General features: G+C 58.3%; 20 protein-coding genes. 7 read left to right on the top strand and 13 right to left on the bottom strand.

Translation table 11 applies throughout. The features are described from left to right. The first annotated feature begins 129 nt into the window (after window positions 1-129). The 5 genes from ACR0K4_RS00165 (at window position 130) to ACR0K4_RS00145 (ending at window position 5,541) form a co-directional block, all read left to right on the top strand. Complete coding sequence (locus ACR0K4_RS00165; RefSeq protein WP_480852379.1) at window positions 130-1,149, top strand: GlxA family transcriptional regulator; 1,020 nt, start codon at window positions 130-132, stop codon at window positions 1,147-1,149. A gap of 122 nt (window positions 1,150-1,271) precedes the next feature. Beyond that, entirely contained in the window at window positions 1,272-2,411 is a 1,140-nt protein-coding gene (locus tag ACR0K4_RS00160; protein WP_480852378.1) for an aromatic ring-hydroxylating oxygenase subunit alpha, read from the top strand. Then, entirely contained in the window at window positions 2,408-3,943 is a 1,536-nt protein-coding gene (gene betC / locus ACR0K4_RS00155; RefSeq protein WP_480852377.1) for a choline-sulfatase, read from the top strand. Before ACR0K4_RS00160 ends, betC begins: the two co-directional genes overlap by 4 nt. Then, entirely contained in the window at window positions 3,940-4,734 is a 795-nt protein-coding gene (locus ACR0K4_RS00150) for an SDR family NAD(P)-dependent oxidoreductase (RefSeq protein ID WP_480852376.1), read from the top strand. Before betC ends, ACR0K4_RS00150 begins: the two co-directional genes overlap by 4 nt. 66 nt (window positions 4,735-4,800) lie before the next feature. Next, the gene (locus tag ACR0K4_RS00145; RefSeq protein WP_480852375.1) at window positions 4,801-5,541 is read left to right on the top strand and encodes an SDR family NAD(P)-dependent oxidoreductase; all 741 of its coding nucleotides are present in this window, start codon (window positions 4,801-4,803) and stop codon (window positions 5,539-5,541) included. Between the two features lie 82 nt (window positions 5,542-5,623). On the opposite strand, the gene ACR0K4_RS00140 is transcribed toward ACR0K4_RS00145, so the two are convergent. The 13 genes from ACR0K4_RS00140 to ACR0K4_RS00080 all read right to left on the bottom strand — a co-directional run bounded on the left by ACR0K4_RS00140 (window position 5,624) and on the right by ACR0K4_RS00080 (window position 19,800). After that, window positions 5,624-7,564 (bottom strand): vWA domain-containing protein, encoded by a 1,941-nt coding sequence (locus ACR0K4_RS00140; RefSeq protein WP_480852374.1) that lies wholly within the window; start codon window positions 7,562-7,564, stop codon window positions 5,624-5,626. Window positions 7,565-7,577: 13 nt separating this feature from the next. Then, a complete protein-coding gene (locus ACR0K4_RS00135) occupies window positions 7,578-8,915 on the bottom strand; it encodes a serine/threonine-protein kinase (RefSeq protein ID WP_480515856.1) in 1,338 nt (445 codons plus the stop codon). A 6-nt stretch (window positions 8,916-8,921) separates the two neighbouring features. Further along, window positions 8,922-9,182, bottom strand: a complete 261-nt coding sequence (locus tag ACR0K4_RS00130) for a hypothetical protein (RefSeq protein WP_480515857.1) — start codon at window positions 9,180-9,182, stop codon at window positions 8,922-8,924. 18 nt (window positions 9,183-9,200) lie between these two features. Continuing rightward, the gene (locus ACR0K4_RS00125; RefSeq protein WP_480852373.1) at window positions 9,201-10,829 is read right to left on the bottom strand and encodes a formylglycine-generating enzyme family protein; all 1,629 of its coding nucleotides are present in this window, start codon (window positions 10,827-10,829) and stop codon (window positions 9,201-9,203) included. Then, a complete protein-coding gene (locus tag ACR0K4_RS00120) occupies window positions 10,822-12,009 on the bottom strand; it encodes an ABC transporter permease family protein (RefSeq protein ID WP_480515859.1) in 1,188 nt (395 codons plus the stop codon). Before ACR0K4_RS00120 ends, ACR0K4_RS00125 begins: the two co-directional genes overlap by 8 nt. After that, window positions 12,009-12,749: an ATP-binding cassette domain-containing protein gene (locus tag ACR0K4_RS00115; RefSeq protein WP_480852372.1), complete on the bottom strand. Its 741-nt coding sequence runs from the start codon at window positions 12,747-12,749 to the stop codon at window positions 12,009-12,011. Before ACR0K4_RS00115 ends, ACR0K4_RS00120 begins: the two co-directional genes overlap by 1 nt. Beyond that, on the bottom strand, window positions 12,730-13,893 hold the full coding sequence (locus ACR0K4_RS00110; RefSeq protein ID WP_480852371.1) for a trypsin-like peptidase domain-containing protein: 1,164 nt from the start codon (window positions 13,891-13,893) through the stop codon (window positions 12,730-12,732). Before ACR0K4_RS00110 ends, ACR0K4_RS00115 begins: the two co-directional genes overlap by 20 nt. Before the next feature lie 65 nt (window positions 13,894-13,958). Then, the gene (locus tag ACR0K4_RS00105) at window positions 13,959-15,053 is read right to left on the bottom strand and encodes a serine/threonine protein kinase (RefSeq protein ID WP_480852370.1); all 1,095 of its coding nucleotides are present in this window, start codon (window positions 15,051-15,053) and stop codon (window positions 13,959-13,961) included. Between the two features lie 8 nt (window positions 15,054-15,061). Next, complete coding sequence (locus ACR0K4_RS00100; protein WP_480852369.1) at window positions 15,062-16,261, bottom strand: PP2C family protein-serine/threonine phosphatase; 1,200 nt, start codon at window positions 16,259-16,261, stop codon at window positions 15,062-15,064. A 5-nt stretch (window positions 16,262-16,266) separates the two neighbouring features. Then, window positions 16,267-16,884 carry an FHA domain-containing protein gene (locus ACR0K4_RS00095; protein ID WP_480852368.1) on the bottom strand — a complete coding sequence of 206 codons (618 nt, stop codon included), beginning with the start codon at window positions 16,882-16,884 and terminating at the stop codon, window positions 16,267-16,269. A gap of 33 nt (window positions 16,885-16,917) precedes the next feature. After that, a complete protein-coding gene (locus ACR0K4_RS00090; protein WP_480852367.1) occupies window positions 16,918-18,390 on the bottom strand; it encodes an FHA domain-containing protein in 1,473 nt (490 codons plus the stop codon). Window positions 18,391-18,497: 107 nt separating this feature from the next. Next, window positions 18,498-18,959 carry a hypothetical protein gene (locus tag ACR0K4_RS00085; protein ID WP_480852366.1) on the bottom strand — a complete coding sequence of 154 codons (462 nt, stop codon included), beginning with the start codon at window positions 18,957-18,959 and terminating at the stop codon, window positions 18,498-18,500. A 67-nt stretch (window positions 18,960-19,026) separates the two neighbouring features. Further along, complete coding sequence (locus tag ACR0K4_RS00080; RefSeq protein WP_480852365.1) at window positions 19,027-19,800, bottom strand: hypothetical protein; 774 nt, start codon at window positions 19,798-19,800, stop codon at window positions 19,027-19,029. Window positions 19,801-19,885: 85 nt separating this feature from the next. Between ACR0K4_RS00080 and ACR0K4_RS00075 the strand changes: the two genes are divergently transcribed. Both ACR0K4_RS00075 and ACR0K4_RS00070 read left to right on the top strand, forming a co-directional pair. Beyond that, on the top strand, window positions 19,886-20,437 hold the full coding sequence (locus ACR0K4_RS00075) for a hypothetical protein (protein ID WP_480852363.1): 552 nt from the start codon (window positions 19,886-19,888) through the stop codon (window positions 20,435-20,437). Then, window positions 20,434-21,177: an FHA domain-containing protein gene (locus ACR0K4_RS00070; protein ID WP_480852362.1), complete on the top strand. Its 744-nt coding sequence runs from the start codon at window positions 20,434-20,436 to the stop codon at window positions 21,175-21,177. Before ACR0K4_RS00075 ends, ACR0K4_RS00070 begins: the two co-directional genes overlap by 4 nt. Window positions 21,178-21,189 lie beyond the last annotated feature (12 nt).

Raw genomic sequence — 21,189 nt, 5'->3', positions numbered from 1 at the left:
TTTAAACTTAAAACATCCACATCACAGCATGGGCCAACCATCCTAAGTTTTTCTCCCACCAGGCCGGTCTTGCACAAAAGTCGCGAAGGCTGTCTTCTGAAGGCAGTTGCAGGACAACGGGGACGGACGATGGTCAGGCGCGAAAGCAAGAGCACGAACCTGCTTATCCTCGTCGCGCCCAGTTTCAACCTGTCCGCGACCATGGGTTTTATCGATCCTTTCCGAGCCGCCAATTATCTGGATGGGACATCGTATTTCAGATGGGAATTCGCGTCCGAAGCAGGCGGTTATTGCCCGGCCAGCAATGGGGCGGGCATCGAAACCAAAGCGCTTGCTGATATCTCTCGCGCGCCTGCAGATATTGTCATCGTCTCTGCCAGTTGGGCGCCTGAAAAGCATCTGACGCCCGGCATTTCAAACGCGCTGCGCGGCTGGGCGCGCGGCGGGGCCACGTTGGGGGCGCTGGATACGGGCGCTTTCATTCTGGCTCAGGCCGGTTTGCTGACGGGTCACCAGGCTACGGTCCATTACGAACATATCGACGCGTTTCAAGAGCTGTATCCGGACGTGGACGTTGTCGAAAACCTGTATGTTCTGGATAGAAACCGCGTCACGTGCTGCGGCGGCGGCGCATCGGTGGATTTCGCGCTACAGATATTGCAAGGCATCCTTGGCAGCGCTCTGGCAAATGCGGCCGCGCGATATGTTTTTCACGACCGGCTGCGGGGCCCAGCCGCCCTGCAACAACCGGACGGGACCGAGCCATTGGGGGCGGTCGTTCCCGCAACACTCAGAATTGCAATACACATCATGGAGGCGCATCTGGAGCACCCTCTGCCGATCCCTGAAATCTGCAAGCAAGCCGGGGTTTCCCACCGTCAGCTTGACCGCTTGTTCACCACCCATATCAGGAAGACACCAGCGCTTTACTATCGCGATATCCGGCTGGACCGCGCGCGAGGGCTGGTTACACAAACCGAGATGCCAATCGCGGAAATCGCAATTGCCTCGGGCTTTGCCAGTCAGGTGCATTTCAGCCGATCCTATAAACAAAGGTTCGGCCTGCCCCCTAGCAAAGACAGGATCGAAGGGCGCGTGCCATTCGAATACCGGGCCTGGCCCATGCACCGGAAGGCCAGTTGCGAATGAAGCTGCGGCGAGAAAAGTACATCTGATGGCGAAAATTGTTTAGCTGATCATGCCCATTGCTATGATCATATGGCAATGTCCCACCTGCACGGGCCCTGCCCGCCGCCATAGCGGAGCCATAAATGAGCCAACTGCCGACCAAAGCGCAATTTGAGCGGATTTCCGACGGGTTCAGTCCCGACCCATTCAACACCCACTCGCTGAAGGCCGAAGCCTATGTCGATCCGGCCTGGCATCAGGTTGATCAGAATGAAATCCTCGCCAAGACCTGGCAATGGGTTTGCCATGTCGAAAAGTTGCGCGCGCCCGGATCGTATGTGACTGTCGAGATCGCAGGTCGCCCTATCGCCGTGATCCGCGACAGGGAAGGTGTTCTGCGCGCTTTCTACAATGTCTGCAAACACCGCGCTCATCACCTGTTGTCGGGCGAGGGTCAGACCACGCGGATCATGTGCCCCTATCACGCGTGGGTCTACAAGCTGGACGGTCAGTTGGTTCGCGCACCTGAGACGGAGAACCTCAGCAATTTCAGTACTCAGGATATCTGTCTGGATCAGGTGCAGGTCGAAGAGTTCGCAGGCTTCATCTACGTCAATCTTGACCCTGAGGCGCGTCCGCTGCGTGCGGTCTCGGGCGATCTTGAGACCGAAATCCGCCATTGGGCCCCGGATATCGAAAGCCTCACATTCGGTCACCGCTTGACCTATGACATCAAATCGAACTGGAAGAATGTCGTCGATAATTTCCTTGAATGTTACCACTGTCCAACGGCGCATAAGGACTTCTGCGATCTGGTCGATATGGACACCTACAAGGTGACCACCTACGGCATCTATTCCAGCCATATGGCCGAGGCCGGTACGGGCGCGAACACCGCTTATGATGTGTCGAACGCCACGGTGCGGACCCATGCGGTCTGGTGGTTGTGGCCCACGACCTGCCTGATGCGCTATCCGGGGCGGTCCTCGATGATCGTGCTGAACATCATCCCCATGGGCCCGGACCGGACGCTGGAGACATATGATTTCTTCCTCGAAACACCAGAACCGGATGCGGCAGAGCTGGAAGCGATCCGGTATCTGGATGAGGTCTTGCAGAAGGAAGATATCGACATCGTCGAAAGCGTGCAGCGCGGGATGAGCACGCCGGCCTTCACCCAAGGCCGGATCGTTCACGACCCCAGTGGTTCGGGCAAATCGGAACATGCGGTGCATCACTTCCATGGGCTGGTTCTGGATGCATACGCAAAGGCGGCTCCGTGAGGCGGCCCAATATCGTTGTGGTCATGGCTGACCAACTGGCACCGCAGTTTTGTGGCACCTATGGGCATCCAACTGTGAAGACACCGCATATCGATGCTTTGGCCGCAAGGGGCATGCGCTTCGATGCGGCCTATTGCAACTCACCGCTCTGCGCGCCGTCGCGTTTTGCCTTCATGTCGGGCCAGTTGATCAGCCGGATCGCCGCCTATGACAATGCCAGCGAATTCCGCGCCTCGGTTCCCACTTTCGCACACTACCTGACGGCGCTGGGCTATCGCACCTGCCTTTCGGGCAAGATGCATTTCGTGGGGCCCGATCAGAAACACGGGTTTCAGGACCGGGTGACCACCGATATCTACCCCGCCGACTTCGCCTGGACCCCGGATTGGGAGGCCCCGGATGAGCGCATCGACAAGTGGTATCACAACATGCAAACGGTCAAGGAAAGCGGCGAGGCAATCGCCACCTTCCAGACCGATTACGACGACGAGGTCGAGTTTGCCGCCCGCCGCTGGCTGATCGACCGGGGGCGGGATCGGGCGGCGGGGGACGAGGCACCCTTTTGTCTGGTCGCCAGTTTTATCCACCCACATGACCCTTATGTAGCCAAGCCGGAATGGTGGAACCTCTATTCCGACGCCGATGTTCCAATGCCGGACGTCACGCTGACGCCTGATCAGCAAGACCCGTTCTCCCGCCGCGTCATGGACGGGATCGAGGCCAGCACGGTGCCGCTTAGCGAGGCGGAGGTGCGGCGCGCACGTCGGGCCTATCTGGCGAATGTCAGTTATTTCGACAGCAAATTGGGTGCAATTGCGAAGGCGTTGAAGGATATCGGAGAGTTGGACAACACGATCCTCATCGTCACCGCCGATCATGGCGATATGCTGGGTGAACGGGGATTGTGGTACAAGATGAACTTCTTCGAGCACTCCGCCCGCGTTCCCCTTGTGATGGCTGGACCCGGTGTTGCGCAGGGCTTTGCCGCCAACGCATGTTCTTTGATCGATCTACTGCCGACTTTCGTTGATATCGCCGGGGGATCGAATGACATGCTGGGTGAACCCATCGATGGTCGCTCGTTGATGCCTCTGGCACGGGGCGAGGATGATCCGGTGGATGAGGCAATCGGTGAATACTGTGCCGAGATGACGCCTTATCCGGTCTTCATGATCCGGCGCGGGTCGCTGAAATACATCCATTGCGACCCGGACCCGCCGCAGTTGTATGATTTGTTGCACGACCCGTTGGAGAAGGTGAACCTTGCGGGTGATCCGGCCCATGCGGATGCGTCAGCGGCCTTTGCTGACGAAGTCGCGCGCCGTTGGAACAGCGAGAAGCTGCGTGCGGACGTAATCGCGACTCAGAAATCCCGCCGTGCGCTGCATGCGGCGATGGAGGCCGGGGCGGGTGAGGCATGGGATTACAATCCGCCGCGCGATGCCGCGCAGGAATATGTGCGCAATCACATGGATTGGACCGTTGCGGCAACCCGCTATCGTTATCCCCCCTGGAAGGAGACTAAGGAATGATGCTGGACGGCAAAACCGCGCTGATCACCGGCGGGCGCGGCGGGATCGGGCGCGCCATTGTTGCGCGTTTCCTGCGCGAGGGGGCCAGGGTCTATGCGGCCGACCTGACGCCCGGGGGATCATTGTCGTCGCATGACGATGATGGCAGCCATTTTATCAAGCTGGATGTCACGCAGGAAGCGGATGCCATCGCCGCGATGGCGCAGGTCGACCGCGAAGCGGGTCAGTTGCACATTCTGGTCAACGCGGCAGGGATCGAGATCGAAAAGACCATCGAGGACACCTCGCTTGAGGAATGGAACCTGTCATTCGCGGTCAATGTGACGGGAACGTTCCTGACCTCGAAACATGCCTTGCCGCTGATGCGCGCGGCGACCGCATCGGGGTCCACGGCGTCGATCATCAATTTCGGCAGCTATGACGGTTTCATCGCTGACCCCGCTCTTGCGGCCTATTGCGCCACCAAAGGCGCGGTGCATGCGCTGACCAAGGCGATGGCCTGCGATCATGGTCCCGAGGGCATCAGGGTCAACGCAATCTGTCCGGGGTATGTAGATACGCCGATGTTGCAGAGCTTTTTCAGCGGCGAAGGTTCGGGCGCGGGCGGCAAGAGCATTGATCAGTTGCAGCAGGCCGTGCGGGATGTGCATCCGATGCGCAGCTACGGCACGCCCGAGGATATCGCCAATCTGGTCAACTGGCTGGCCTCGGACGAGGCGCGCTATGCCAGTGGTCAGCTTTGGGTTCTGGATGGGGGCCTGTCTGCGCAAGTGCAGCAAATGCGGCTATGAAGCGACAATGAGGGATTTGGCGTTGGGCACTTATCTCCCCGCATATCATTTGATGGAGGGTTGTTGATGCGATTGGCAGGAAAGCGGGCGCTGGTGACCGGAGGTCGGCAAGGCATCGGGCACGGCATCGTCGAAGCCTTCAAAGACGAAGGGGCCGATGTAGCGACCTGCGGGCGCGGCGACAGGCCCGAAGCTTTGGCGCAGGGTATCGCATGGCATACACTGGACGTCACGGACGTCGCGGCGGTCAATGAACTGGCGCATGAAATCGGTGAGATGGATGTTCTGGTAAACAACGCTGGCGTTCAGGTCGAAAAAACTGTGCCGGATAGCTCGGATGCGGACTGGGAAGCCGTGATCGGCACCAATTGTCGGGGCGTGTTCAACCTCTGCCGTGCGTTTATCCCGCGTATGTCCGAGGGTGGGTCGATCATCAACATCGGCTCCATTTCCGGCAGCGTCGCGGACCCATCCATGGCATTGTACAATGCGTCCAAGGCCTTTGTTCATGGTCTGACGCGCTCTATCGCGGTGGATCATGGCCCCCATATTCGGTGCAACGCGATCTGTCCCGGCTGGATCGAGACCGGAATGCTCGATGCGGCGTTCGATCTGGCGGCCGATCCACAGACGGCGCGCGGCGACGCTCTGGCGCGCCATGCGATGCGCCGGTTCGGCAGGCCTGCAGATATTGCCAGCATGGCGGTCTGGCTCGCCTCGGATGAAGCCGGGTTTGCAACCGGTCAACTGTTTACGATCGATGGCGGCCTGACGGCGGCTTCACCTCTGAACCCGAGCCTGTTCTGACTAGAGTTCAATACACGGTTCGGATGGTCGGGCGCCTTCTGCACGCCCGCCAAACCATTGGTGAAGCTCTGGCCTGACACGCCTAGGGCAAATCATCCAACAGCATCGGGTATAGCAGATTGCCCGCCGACGGCCCTGCCCCCAGATAGTCAACCCACTGATCGGTGGCCTCGTTATAGCGGCGGTAGCGTTCTATCTTGTCATAAAGCCCGTTGACGATGGTCTGCTGTTCCGAGATCGGAAGACGGACCCAGTCATCCTCGGTGATCGACATGATCTGCGACTTGTAGGGCAGGTCCGACAAGTATTCGTCCAGCGCAACCGCCTCGGCGAGGCTTGGATCGGACTGTCTGGAGACCTTGTCGGGTCTGCGGCTCATGTCAGCGGCGACACCCAGCACCTGTGTAAAGAACTGGTCCGGATTGACCACGTTGCGCTCGGCCTGGTCCACAATGATCCGCAAGGCTTCTTCAAGGTTACTCAGATCGGCTTTGGAAATCAGCAACCGGATGGATAAGGGCTTCAGCCCGGTTCGGTCGAAATCCCGGTCGGCCACAAACGCCTCGAACAAGTCCGGCGCGCGGGCGTTTTCGGTCTTTCCCAGATAGGCCAGCTGCATGGTGCGCCCGGCAGTGTTCAACCCGCTGAACTGCCCGCCATCCTCGTTGATGATGGCGTCTTCGTTCAAAACGTCATCACCGCCGCTGCGCCGATATGATGATGTTTGCTGGGCAACGATCTGCCCCAGTTTGCGCGCCGTCTGCTGATAGATGCCGGGGTCGCCATTCTCAATCGGAAAATACAGCGGTGCCGAATTCGGATAGGCGGTCAATTGTTTATACGCGGCCTCGGCAGTTGGGTGATCATTGGTTCCCCGCGGTGTGCGCAGATGCATGACCGACATCGCCCCACCAATCCGTTCACGGATAATCCGGTTCAGGCTTTCGGCGCTCAGACCCGTGGCCGAGTATTTGTCGTCAAACTCTCTCGGGCCCGCGTCGGTGACCAGCACGATGAACCGGGCACCGAACTCGCTCCAGTCCATGTCTTCCAAAGCATGCTCGATACCCCGATAGCTGTCTTCCCGGAAATTCTTGCTGCTGGTATCGGCTTCCTGCATCCGGTCAATGCCATCCAGAAAGTTCTGAACCGCCAGACCGTCCTGCAGGTTGACGAAGGTGCGGACGTCATAGCCCAGATCGGGGGCAGCCGACAGATTGTCCCGATAGCCGACCAATCCGAAACTGACCGCGTCCGCAGCATCCGAGCCTGCTGCCTCTTTATAGACTTCCTGCAAGGCCTCGCGCGTGGCGCGGATATAGGGTTCCATGGAAATTGTCGTATCCACGACAAACACAACGGCAGTTTTCAGATCGCCCGCATCCTGTGCCACTGGCAGGTTGGCAGGCTTGGGCGCATTGGCGCTGGCCACGGCCACCTGCAGCAGGTTGACGAAGGGGCCGATATCGAACACCGCCTCTTCTACGGAAAGGATCGGCATCACATACAGGTTCTGCCGCTGATCAATGACCTCGCGCGGGCCAAGGGCAATGACGGACTCTGACGGCGCACCACCCGTTTCCGCCTTCAGGGCATCATCGCGCGCGTCCTGCGCCATCCCGCCGGGATTTTCGCTTTCGATGATGTCATATATCGGATCCATATCATTGAAGAACAGAACACGACCCACATTGTCACTGCCTTCCAGCGTCGCCACGATATTCTGGTTCCAAGCGACCGAGGCCGTCTCGGGAATCCAGACCAAATCATCGCCCTGATCATTGGGGCCGATCTGCATCCAGTCGCCATTTCGGTCATATACAAAAAAGACCTGCAGCGGAGAAAGCGCTTGCCCGCCTTCCTCACTTTCGGGATCAGAGCGCGCCTCGATCTGCTCGCGTATAAGAACACGCTGGAACAAATTGGTCTTGCCCTCGATCGGCAGCGGAGACTTGTTCTGGGCGGCAACTGGCAGGGCCAGCCCCATCAACAATGCGCTCAGCAGGAAAATACGTTTCGACATGGTCTGACCCTCCTTACTCGCCCAACCGGTTAACCGCGTCCTGAGCCGGTTCCGACCCAAGATCAGCGGCGCGCCGGTAATACCGCAGCGCCGCCGCAGGATCGGGGCGCGGGAATGGCGAGGTTGTGGTGGTGTGCGTTTCCGGATCGTACATTTCAGCGATCATGACATTGGCGTCCGCCCGATCCTGTTCGGCAAGTTGCTGATCGTTGCTGATCGCCATCAACGCGCCCAGCGCGGCCTCAAGGTTTTGCGATCCGCCTTCGTTCAACAGGTTGCGCGCCGCCGTCAGAGGATCATCCGCCGCCACCGCTTCGCGCGCGACAACAACGGATTCGGTCACCTCGGCCGATGGCCCCCCTTCCCCGGACAGCATGTACCAGGCCCCGCCTGCAACAGCCGCCAATGCGATCACAGCCGCCGCGATCATTGGCGTCTTGCTTTTTGACTCTGGTTCAACTTTTGGCTGGGCCTTGACTTCAGGCACCTCTTTCGGACGCGCAGATGTGCCACCGCTTCCGCCAAGCGCTTTGCGGAACAGGGCCGGAAGGTCGGCGGGGCGATCCTTGGGATTGGCCCTCAACAACTGTTCCAGTGCCCATTTCAAGCCCGGTTCAACCTTGGACCCATCAATCATGACGTCCGATTTTCTGTCCTCGACAGCGGCAAAACCCTTGCCATCACCGGGCAAGGTCAGACCTGCCGTGCGCATGAGGACCAAGCCCAGCGCATAGGCATCCGTCGCCGTAGAGACATCCCCCCCGAACAGCCCCAACTGTTCCGGCGCGCAATACCGCAACTTGCCAGCAAAGCTGTCACCGATGATGGACTTGTCAGTGCCGACGCTGTCTGACGCCAGACCAAAGTCGATAAACTTGGCCTGATTGATATCCTCATGCGAAATCATCACGTTATCAGGTGCAACGTCCCGGTGAACGATGCCCAGTTTGTGAATGGCTTCCAGCCCCTCGGACAGACGCAGCCCAAGTTTCAGGACATCATCAGAAGACAGACGCGCGCCTTTCTTCAAATAATGCGACAGAGGGTGACCGGGCACGAACTCCATCACCAGAAACAGCCGGCCATCCTTGTCCAACATCGAAGTTTCGAACCGCACGACGGCCTCACTGCGGACGGTGCGCAACAGGTTGGCTTCGCGTCGGAACAGATCCACCGCCTTTTTGTTCTTGGCAAACTCGGGCGTCATCACCTTGATCGCCACCTCGTGCCCGCTGGCCCGGTTCAGCCCACGGAACGTGGCCCCCATTCCGCCCTCGCCCAGCAGCGACTTGATTTCATAAGTGTCTTGCAGAACGCTTCCGGGCCGAAGCCCAAGTACCGAATGTTCCATTCCCCATCACCTCCGGTTTTTCAGGCTGATTGCTGCGTGTTTGCTGAAAGTGCGGATATCCATGATCTGAAAGCAGATACCCGCGAAGACCAAAGACCACGTAATCCCAAAGACAACCGTCAGAAACGCCCCCACAATGGTCTTGAAGTCGGGGCCAAACGGGTTCAGCTGCAGCACTGCGATAGCCGCAATACAGAAGAACAAAATAAAGAACCCGGCTGCAATCCAGACCAGAACCTCCAGCGATTTGCTTAATACATCTCGCATCTCAAACCCCTTTCACAATCACTCCTGAACAAACGACAACGCAACCTGCTGGAAGTCGTCTGCTATTTCATCCAAATCCGAATACCCCGCCACACTGCGCGCGCCGATATGGTCCTGGACCATGGCCAGACAGGTTGCGCGCTCTTCTCCGCGCTTGGCTTCGTTGGGGTAGATAAAGTCAATCTGCTTACGCAGCAGAACCGGCGAATACTGGTCGACCAGACCCTCGATCAGGTTGGCATATTCAACAATATCGGCTTTGGCCTTGGCCTCCAGCTCGGCCAGTTTGGCCTGTGCTTCCTCTTTGGCGGCCAGCACCTCATCCAGAAAGGCCTGATCGCCACTTTCCCGCGCTTCGGCTTCCAATGCATCCAGCTCTGGCTGGATTGTCAGCGAGGAGATCAGGGCGTTCAAATAGCGACGAATGGCCTGCCCGCACACCAGCACGCCCGAGGTCAGGATCAGGCGAATGGACTGGTCGCGCTGCGCATTGCGCTCGACCCTGCCGCGGTTCAGCGTATCCTTGATAACCGCAAGCTGGGTTTTGGTTCGGTCAGACAGGGTTTCGGCCGAAATCTCATCCAGCAGGTCCATCGCCTCCTGCTCGCTTGCGGCAACGGCCAGTCCTTCATCCGGGCGGGCCAGTTGATCAAGACCATCGATCAAAGCCTGATCCTGATCTGCCGAGGTAATCGCCAGCCCCTGCAACACAAGCCGGGTTCCGGTGAAACGGTCTGCCGACGCGGTGTTGGACAGAATATCGAACGGCGGCACTTCGAACCGGGTGGCCGAGGTGATATCGGCCAGCGGTGTACGGGCATCGCCACCCCGCTTGACGAAACCGCCTGCCTGACCATGCAATCGACCATGACGTACCAGTGCAAACGGGTCGCCCACGATTTCCGCCGCATTGCCAAGCATATCGTGCAGACCCAACGGGTTGGGCTTCAGCGATCCGATGACCTGCACCTTACCCCCCGCCGAGGACGTCCCGCCATGCGCGATGTATTCATCCTGAGGCGTGCCTTCGGGAACAGGTGGCAAGGGCGAGCGGAACAGGGATTGATCGACCGCCAGACCGCCGCGCACCGAATATTCCCATTCTTCCTCGGTCGGCAGTCGCAGATATCCGCGTGTGTCGCCTACGCGTGGCAAGGCATCCGGTGCGTTTTGCATCAGCCAAAGCGTGTAAACTTCGGCAAAACGTTGAAAATCCAACCGGGTCTTTTCGACCACCGGCACAAATGCACGGCGGCGCGGCTCTTTGTCCGGGCAGGTCTGAGCCATAACAACATCCCATTGTGCCTGTGCCAGCTCGTATTTGGCCATATAGAAATACCCTTTGGCCGCGCCGTCCTCATCCTCGAACGCGCCGGACACAAAAGCGCGTCGGAGGCCGTTCAGATAGGGCTGATCGCCGCCCTCTTGTCCCAGAACAACGGATACATCTCCGATCACGCCATCAGTATTGGGGGTCGCGACCTTGCGGAATGTCATGGCCCCACCGCACGGCATGGGCAGGGTCAGATCCCCGTCAGCGGGTTGCGGGTTATAGTATTTCTCGCGCCAGGTAATGTCCTGCGCCTGGACGGTCCCGGCCAGTGTCAACAGGCCGATTGCAAAGGCGAAATGAGTCAGTCTAGGCATGGGTCAACACCTCCTGCGGTTCAACGTTTCGCACGGCCATCACTGCCCAAAGGGCCGCCGTTACAGCCGTAATCGCGCCCAGCGCCAACGTCGCCAGAATGTCCAGCCCATAGAGGCGCGCGACGGCCTCGCCAGTGGTGTCGAACGTCGCGTTGATCGCCAGCAGAAATGGCAGGATCACGATCAGCGTCACGACCACCCCTCCCAGAACCAATGCGAGGCTTTGGATAACGGGGATCAGGCCGCGTTGACGTTCGGGCATGGTCAGCATGGAAAACAGGCTGAAAATCACCCGCTGCCGTTCGACCATGCCACGCAGATTGGCGGACATTGCCGCCCAGAAACCGAACACGGCCAGCGCGGCGATGGCAGTAAACAAGATATTCAGGTTGCGACGGAACGACAGCAACAGCGCCGCATTCTCGGCCCGGGGGCGGGATTGCACCCCTTGCGAAGACAAATATGACGACAGGGTTCCGATGTCGTCCAGTGATCGCGCGTAAAGGCGATAGCTGGCAAAGGTCTCGGGCATATCGGTTTGACCTGTCCAGTTTTCGGGTGTCAGCGACAGGTCGTCCCGGAACCTCTCAACTGCCAGCAAATCCGGAACCGACAGGAAAATTGCCGCGCGGGGCCAGATGTCTGGTGGCAACACACCGATCACCTGCAGATCGCGGCGCGCGTTTTCTCGGTTTCCGTCAACCTCGCGCCCGATGATCATGTCCAGCGTGTCACCGGGCGAAACGGCCAAATCTTCCGCCAGAATGGCTGAGACCCAGACCCGTCCGGGCACCACGGCTTCGCCGGTAATCAACGGGTCGCCTTCGGCAGAGGGGATCAGAGGCACCGCGCGTTCCAATTTGCGGGCGGCCTCGTGGCGAACGGCATTGGCCGAGGTGTTGATCGACCGGGTTGCCGGGACAATAAACGCCACATCCTCGCGGGCACCAAGGGCTGCGAAAAACGCCGCATCATGCTGACCAGCACCTATGGCCAGAATCTCGCGGTTCGAAGGATCTTCGATCAGGCGTCCAACCATCGTTCCGATAATGCCGTTCTTCAGTGCCAGTACGATCAGCAACGGCCCAAGTACCCCGGCCAGGGCCGCGACGAAACACAGCGCCGACTGCCAGTCGTGCCGCAATTCCCGCAACGCCAATTTGACCGGTATCTGCATCATCATGCCACCTTTGCCGCCGCGCGGCCTGCGGTTGAAAAGATCGAATACGACTGTCCCTCGTGATCCATGACACGATGATCCGCGCGCGGAGTGTCCGCGAATTCGCCGGTCTGTGCCTGATGGCTGGCCAGTACCACCGCAGATCCGGCCTCGGCCGCAAGATGGACGATCAGGGCTTCGACCTCGGTCACATTGGCCGGATCCAGCGCAGACACAGGCTCATCCAACAGCAGCAATGCGGGTTTGCCCAGCAAGGCCCGCGCAACCGACACGCGCTGGCGTTGACCGACCGACAATTGCCCCGGTTTGCGATGTGTCAGATCACGCAGGCCCAGCGCGCGGATCAGATGATCCATCCATTCCTCATCCGGGACACACCCCGCGACCTGCATCGGCAGCACCACATTCTCGGTAAGAGTAAGATAGGGAACCAAGGTGTTGGTTTGCAGGACAAATCCCAGTTTGTCAGGCCCGGCGAATTCGGACCGGGGCATATCCGGTTTCACATCTACGCCGTCAATAGAATGCCGAATGTCCGGCAACGCGGCCAATGGCAAAGCACCTGCGATCAACCCCAAAGCGGTGCTTTTTCCCGCGCCGCTTACCGCATCCAGAACCACGGACTCACCGGCGCGCAAATCCAGTTCTTCGATCACGACGAAAAAGCCCGGGGCGCGTTCGATGCCCAGGTTGCGGATCGACAGAACCGTGCGTGCGGTGTCAGGTTCGGCTGAGGTCAAGTCTGATCCCCCCTAGCGTGACATTCGATTTGGTGTTGATCTGAACAGGTTTGTTGGGCTTCAGGCGCGCGCCATCAACCTTGGTGCCGTTCGAGGACCCCAGATCGGTCAGCATGATTTTCCGCCCCTGCAACGACAGGTTGGCGTGTCGGCGGCTGAGATTGCGATCCGTGACGGTCAGCGTATTCTCGCTGGCCCGCCCGATTGTCACCCCAGAGCGGAGCTGCGCCGCGGTCAGGTTCAAGTTGGTCCCCGCCATGGACAGGGCCAGAACAGCTCCGCCCGAGGACGCAGCGGCACCTGCGTTTCGGGATTTCAAAACGGGTTCTGCACTGCCCTTTGAAGCGACAAAGTACATGCCACCCACAACTGCGGCTCCTGCCCCGCACACCACGGCCAGAATGACCCAAAGGTTGTCATCTGACTGACCAGCTTGAACAATTTTGGGATTGTCCGGGTCGCAGGCTTGCGAATGCGTGGTGAAGGGGATGCTGTTATCCCGCAGATATCTGCCAATTGAATTGGCCGACGATGCAAAGAACGTGTTTTGGGCCACCGACGTATTGAGCCCGAGCGCCGAGCCGCAAAAGTCGATCATTGGGCCGCCGGAATTTCCTTTGTTGATTGTGGCCGTGTGCTGGACGATTTCCTGAATACCGCGTTTTGGCATCGTCGAACCTTGGGAAACCTTGCTGACATTGCCTTGCGTGAACGTTGTTTCAAACAAGGCCAGCTCATTCCGACCCTTGTTGGACAGATCGGAATTTCCGGGAAAGCCAACCGCGGCCACGGGTTCTCCCTTGGTGATTTCTCCTTCGCGGATCGCCATCACCCGGGGTTTATGGTCAAAGTTCTGTCGGGGCCGGATTTCCAGCACGGCCATGTCTTTTTCGAAAGACGAGACGGCGACCTTGACGTCATACTTGAAAATCGTGTCGCCGCGTTTGAAACCGACATAAGCACTTCGTCCGCCTTCGATGACGTGTTGATTTGTAAGGAAGTAAAAGCCATCCCCATTCGGCAGCGGTGCCAGCACAAACCCGGAACCAAAAGCGCAGCAGCCTTCGTCTAGGGTCACCATAACCCGGCCCACCGCAGCGTCTGCCAACGCGACAACTTCCTTGTTAACCTGTGCCAAGGCCATTTTGGGCCCAAATGGCAGGACCAACAACGCGGCAACCAAGAAAACACGTATTGAAATCATAAACTTCACATTGAAATCCCATATGCAATAACGGCGCCGGCCAGCGCTATGATAAACAACAAGACCAAAACCGACGGTCTGAGACGGGGCCGCGATCCGGATGCGCTGACTTTGCGTTTTCCCTCGGCTGGTTTGACTTTCCGACGCTCTGGTTGTTGCGACGGGTTGTTTCTATCTGTCAGAGTAATTCCCGCCGCATGCGCGAAATCCCGGGCGGATTGGATGCGGTCGCGAGGCAGCAAACTGCAGCCTGCATCAATGACATCCAGCAAGTGGCTGTCATACTTGGCCGTGACCCGATTTCGCGCCAGATTCCTGCGCACCGGAACATAGGGATCACGGCCGGATTTTCTGACCTCGCGCCACCGCTCTTCAGCGTTCGGAGGCAGGCTCTGCGAAACCATCTCGTACAGGATGACCGACAAGGCGAACAAATCGCTCCAGGGTCCCTCCTGCACATTGCCGCCCAGCCCGGTTTTGTCCGGTGGGAACTGTTCGATCGCTGCATATTTGCGCGTGAACATCGAACCGGCTGCACCCGCTTTGCCCATCTGACGCGCCGCACCAAAGTCGATCAGGATCGGTTGACCATCTTTGCGGATCATCACGTTGGCCGGTTTCATGTCGCGATGGACGACACCTACCTTGTGAACGGCATCCAGCGCACCCAACATGGATTGCAAAAAGGTGACGACCAGGTCCTGCGGCACATATCCCCGCGCATCGACCATGCGCGCCATCATCCGGTCCAACGGATCGCCCTGAATATACTCCATGACGCAATAGGCGGTGTCGTGCTTCTGAAACGCCGCACGCACGCGCATCAGGCCCTGCTGCGACGGTAGATCACGCAGCAGCTCGGCCTCTTGCAGGAAAGCGTCCAGCCCCATGTGAAAAATCTGCGCGCCTTCCCGCGTCGGCGAGACTTTGTTGCCCGGTCCACGTTCCGCATAATCGGCCGGAAAATACTCTTTGATCGCAAATTTCTCGCCTGTTTTGCGATTGCGAGACTGATATGTGATGCCAAACCCACCCTGCCCCAGCACGCTGCCCAAAACGTAGCCGGCAAAGGTTTCTCCCTTTGGCAGGTGAATAGACACGCGCGGGCTTACCTTTCGTCTTCAAGCGATTCACTGGGCGGTTCCTGATCAGCGTCGGGAACCGTTTCGGGGTCTGGCGGCGCCGCGTCGTCGGGCTCGGTCGTGGCGGGCGGATCTTCGGCGGGCGCATCCGGGGCGGCTCCGGTATCGGCCTCGGTATCCTCTGTCCCGGGCTCGGTCACTTCCGCATCGCCATCACCGGGCAGCGGTGTCGCGGGTTGTTCGTTGACAGTCGGGTCTTCGATGTCACGCTCAGGCGCGGGCTCTGTGGAAGAAGGCGGCGCATCTTCTGTCGCTGGCGGCTCGTCACCGCCGGACCACGACAAGGCCCCAACCGTGGCTCCAATGGCCAACGCGCCCAGTGCAATGGACGCGTATTTCAACACCTTTTTGTTGTCTTTCTTGCCCTCACCAAACGCCCATTGGCTGCCGCGCAACAAGCTGCTCATGCCTTCTTCGACATGCACATAAACAACCACCGTCGTGTTGTCCTGTTTGGGCTTTCCCTTTGCCTCGACCGCGTTCAGCAGGTCCGACGCAACGCCTCTGACATCGTGCCCCGCACCCTTTTTCAACACCGACGTGATTTCTGGTTGAGACAGCGTGTCCAACCCATCCGAACACGCAAGCACCACATCCCCGGGCTTGAGGTTGATTGCGTTGACATCAATCAGCGAAATCTGCTCACCCATCAGGGCCGAACGCAGGGCATTCCGTCTGGGGTGATTGTCCGCATCCTCCTGCGTGATCGAGCCCGTCGCCACCATCTGAAGTAATTCGCCATACAAGGAATGATCGGCGTTCAGCTTCTTCAGACGTCCATCGCGCAGCAAAAACAAGCTGCTGTCACCGACCGAGACCCAAACCAGGCGATCACCCAGTTTCAATGCCGCGATCAGCGTACATCCCATGCCCTTCAGGTCGGGCTGGCTTGTGATCCGTTTGCGAAGGGCGTCATTGGCGGCGTGCAACGACTCTTGCAACCTGTCGCGCGGGCGTGGCGCGCCCGAGCCTTCGACGAAGTGCTTCTTAAAGGCCGAAAGAGCCAGATTTGCAGCGACTTCACCGCCAGCGTGCCCCCCCATGCCATCCGCAACCAGCATCAGAATATCCGATTTCGGATCGCGTTCGTTTTGAAAAACGACGTCGAAGGCGTCTTCCTGGTTTTCCCGACGCCCCAGGAGCTGTTTGCCGCTAATGACCGACATCTGGATCAGTCGTCAGTGCTTTCGGCCAGTTCCGACCAGTCAAAATCTTCATTGCAGAAGGCGACAAACCTTGCATGCGTCTGCTTTGACAGTTCAATCAGGGCATAGTTCTCCAAGGGCATCGTTGTGGCCACGATCTGATTGTTGATCCGGCTGATGTTTCGCCCGGTACCGGGCGCAGCAAAGAACACACGATTGGCGTCATCGAAAATGATGCGCAAATGATCCTTGCCCGAAATCATCTTGTCACCAAAGTTCAGCGCAACGCGTTCATCCGCATCCCTGCCCAGCGTGTTCATGCCCGAGCCCAGATTGACCGACTGGCCCAGACCCGGCCCTTTGACAACGACCAACCACCCGGTGATGGGATCGACCATCGGATCAAACTCGGCCTTTCCGGCAAAATTCTTGGCCAGACCACCGTGGTAGATCTCGGTTTTGTCGGACTCGACATATTCGGTCGGTGCTTCGCTAAAAGACCCGCCACCGATGGCGTGAGTCGCATCGTTGTCCGACGGTCCAAGGCTTTCGGTAAACGCATCGTCCGCGCCGAAATCCAGATCGTCGCTTGCGTCTTCTTCGTCTTTGTCAAACAACCAGCTTGTCTTGTTGTCGTTTCCCATGACTATACCTTTCCTGTGCAATTGGTCGCGGGCTTATGCCCGCACCAGTTTCAGGCGTACGGACCCAAGGCCCACAATGTCACCCACGTTAATGCGCTGCGTTCCCTTGATCTTGCGATCATTGACCAGCGTGCCGTTCAGACTGCCCAGATCATTCAGCGTAAAGCGGCCATCCGGCGAGCCATTCAACTCGGCGTGGACACGAGAGACCCCGCCATCCGGGATCACGACCGCGTTTGAGCCGCTGCGGCCCAAGGTGGCGCGCCCGGTTGCCACCGGGAACCGGTGACCATTGTCCTCGCGCACCAGAAATGCAATCGGCGGGACTGGTGCTGCAGCCGGGCTTCGGACCGGGCCGGGATCATCCAGTTCGCTGGGCTCATCTTCAAACACCAGTTCGTCGTCATCATCGCCCGACCCACGACGCAACATCATGACGGCCAACAGCAGAAGCAACAGGACCAGTACCCCGGCCCCGATATAGACATAGAGGGCGTCGATCCCGAAAATCTTGTTGGTCTCAGGCTCGGGCTCAGGAGCCGGTTCAACAGGCGGAGGAGCCAGCGGCCTGAACTCGGCCGAATAAGTTTGAGTCTGAGTCTGCCCGGGCTGGCCAACCACCGGCTCGATCATCTCGATATTGATCCGCGCCGAGACCGGGTTCCCAACCGGTACAATCAGTCCCGACCCGCGCACCGCATTCCCGTAAGAACCGATGAAATCCGAAACAACCGCATTCACTGATGCCGGGTTCTGCAAGAAGACCTCTTCCATCAGCCCTTTCTGAGGATCCGTCAGGCGCTTCAGCACGTCGATACCGCGCGTTGTGCGCTCATTGCCTTGCGCCCGCCAGAACATCCCCAAAGCAGAAAGCGACACCCCGGCCTTTTCGGCCTCTTCCGAGATTTCTTCGACGGTGGCCAACCCCTCTTCGTCGCCATCAGTGATCAGGATGAGGTTCTTCAGCAGAACATCGTCCTGATCATTCAGCAGTTCAATGGCGCGGGTCGCGTTGGCGACAAGACGTGTGTTTTGTTCAGTGATGTTCAGGCTGTCGATGACATCTTCCGCGCCGGAACGGTTGGTTGAAAAAGGCGACAGTTCGACAATCTCGTTTCCAAACCCGTAGATTGCCACTTTCTCGCCGGACGGAAGGTTGGAAACCACCTGAGCGATCAGGTCACGCTCGCGGTTCCAGGTGCCCCGTCGACCACCCTGATTGCCAATGGACAAATCAATCAGGACCATGGTCGCGGACAGGGTCAGATTGCCCGGCACCTCATCCAGAGACTTCAGCAGCTTGAACTCGGCATCCTCTCCGCCCAGCGAGCTAAAGCTCATTCTGCCGCGTTCGTTGCCCGATGGAACCCGCAGCAGACAGCTATCTTCAGGCGCGGGCGCGGCTGGCGCGCAATCCAGAATGGCTAACCCGGTGGCTGGCGCGCGGGTCCGACCCTCTTGCGCCTGTGCAGTTCCCGTTACGACCAAAGCCGCGACGGCGGCCATCACAATTCTTGAAATCCCGTAGGTCACAATCCCAAGACCCCCCCTCAGGTAAAATGTCCTGACCGGCACCGGCCTAAGCAAGCGCCAGTCTAATTCTTCGTCTTTTGTTAGATCGACAGCGCGCGGTAGGCGGCTTTGATGTTATTCAATTCCGACCGTGCCGCCGAGGCGTTGGCCGTTCCGCTTGAAACCTCGCGCTCGACGGCCCGTAGCTGACTGTCCAGCGCATTGACCTGCTGCAACCGCTCTGGGCTTGACGTCGAAGCGGTCCGCGCCTTGGCACCTTGCGCCTTCACATCGGCAATCTGCTGGCGCAGCGCGTTGATCTCGGCCTGATTGGCATTGCGCTGCGCTGCCAGTTGCGCGTTACGCTGTTCCGCCGCCTTGTTCTGCGCCAGAATCGCGTCGGCCTGCGCCCGGTTGCTGGCGATCTGACGGTCATATTCCCCGGAATTCAGGTTTTGGATGTTGTCGAACAATGTTGCTGTTGTCGGGTCGGTCGAGCCCGTGCAGGCCATCAGCGCACCACTTGCGACAAACAGAACCGGTAGAAAGACACGTTTGGACATAGAAACCATCATTTTTAACTTTCAACTGGACAGTCCGCCCCTGACACGCAGGCGCGGACCAAATAAATCAAAGCAGGTTAATCGATGCGCGCGTCCGGGCCAGACGGTTTTTGTTGCTGACCGCCGCATTTGTCGCGCCGCTCAGGCCGGGCTGCCCCTGCTTGGACGCTGCCCGCAATTCGGTAATCGTGCCATCCATGTTCTGCTCGCTGCGTTTCAATTCGTTCGAGACGACCTGACGGTTCGATTTGATTGCTTTGACGCGCTTGTTGTAAGCCGTGTCCGAAAGCTGACCGCCATCCACCTGACGGCGCAGAGATTTTAGCTCTGCATCCTGCGCACGCAGAACCGAGCGCAAGTTTGCCTCAACCGAATTCAGCTGTTTGCTGACGTTCGACAAATTGGCCAAAACGGCTTTACTGTTCACGATTTCCACGTTCTTGGCGGCAGCTTGTCGGCCAACCTGGTTGCCTCCAATACCGCCAACCACCGCGCCAGCGGCGGCTGCGGTCGCACAATCACCACCATCACCACCCAACAGTAATGCAACCCCACACAAGGCCACCGCACCAGCCAGTGCGCCTTGTACCGTGTTGTTGACAATGATGTCTTTAGATACCTGATCCAGGCTTTTGACCTGCTTCTCAAGTTGTTTTTCTTGCTGGGTTTTTCCGGCGACCGTCGAAGACGACGCACTTTGAATTGTCTCTTCCACACAGGCAGACAAAAACAGCGAAAGGGAGGCAAAAACCGAAATCGCTACAGAACGCATATACTTTCTCCGCAAAGATTTTTTCTTCTTAATTACCGAAAAAATCACATACTTTTTATTTTGGATCAACGATTCGGCATATTTACGGCTGCCATTTCACTCTTCGCGATCAGGCAGCGCGTGTTTTGATTAATGACTTGCAGGTATAGGTGACATGAAATTCCCCAAAGGATTCAGAGACAAAATCTCATTGACCAATGAGCTGTTCACATTTGCCGGCAATATCGGAGCAGGCATCGGAGCCCTGTTGGCCTTTCTGGGAATTACCTCGAATTTCGCGAACAGTTCTATGAGTTTAGCGCCGAATGTTGATGTATCTACATTGTCTCTTCCGGTACGAATGACGCTCTTGCTTCTGATTTCAGCCGCGCTGGGCTGGGGATTAGGCGCGCTGGTTGCAAGGTTCAGCAAATCGTTGAACGAAGTGTTGGGGTTTGCGATTTATGTTATCGCGCTTTTGTGGGGCGGGTTGCTGGTTGGGGCTGCAGAGTGGCTGGCCACACATCCGGTGCGACAGGTTCTGCCCGAAACGCTGTTGTTTACCACCATCGGGACCGGCGTCGCGTTCTGGGTATCGACCTTTCATTTTCGCAGCACTGGTGGAGGTGCGAAGTTTGCCATGCGTATGAGATGTGATGCGCTAATGGTGTTCTCGGTTGGATGTGCCCTGTTTCTGGCGCTGACCTTGTTGGGAGCTCAGGCATGAAAGTCGGTGGTGCACTGGATGGAAAAAGCGCGGCCCGTCTGCTGACCGCTGCTGCCCTTCTGGATTACATGTTTCTGGGCTTCGTGCTGGCCACGATTGCACCAGTGTTGCGCCAACATATGGGATTGTGGCTGTCGAACCCCGGCTATGTGATGATCTTCTATGTGGTGCTGGTCTTAATCTATTGGCTGGTATGCGAAGGTTTTCTTGGCGGCCACACGCTCGGCCGGTTCGCGCTTCGTCTGACCATGCGGGACAAAAACGGGAAACCTGTATCGTCCATACGCAGGTCGACGCGGGCCATCAAGAAAGTGCTGACATTTGGCCTGACGGGGGTGAACCCGAATGCGTCCGCTCGCTATGACAGGGTCGCCGGTGTGGTCTGGCACAGCCCAATGGCCGCCAGGTCGATGGGTTTCTGGCAATTGGTTGTCGCGGGTGGACCGGATCGGGGAAAGTCGGTCGAGTTTCGCAAGGTCCCCGGGATCAAGTCTTCCCACTCGATCAAGATCGGGCGCGACGGCAGCTGGGCCGATCTAGCACTGCCCCGAAGCGGAAAGACCTCGGGGCGTCATTGTGTCATTCGGATCGAAAAGTCGGGTGAGTTGTATCTGCGCGATCTGGGATCGTCGAACGGAACATGGCTGAATGGACGACGGCTTGAGGCCGAAACGTGGAACCCCATTGGCACTCAAGACGTCTTTCGCGTTGCAAATATCATAGTTAAGATCGTCCGGTAATACATTGCAAAT

It is taken from the genome of Ruegeria sp. K11 (assembly GCF_056531905.1).
This window is presented reverse-complemented; position numbering and strand designations above follow the sequence as displayed.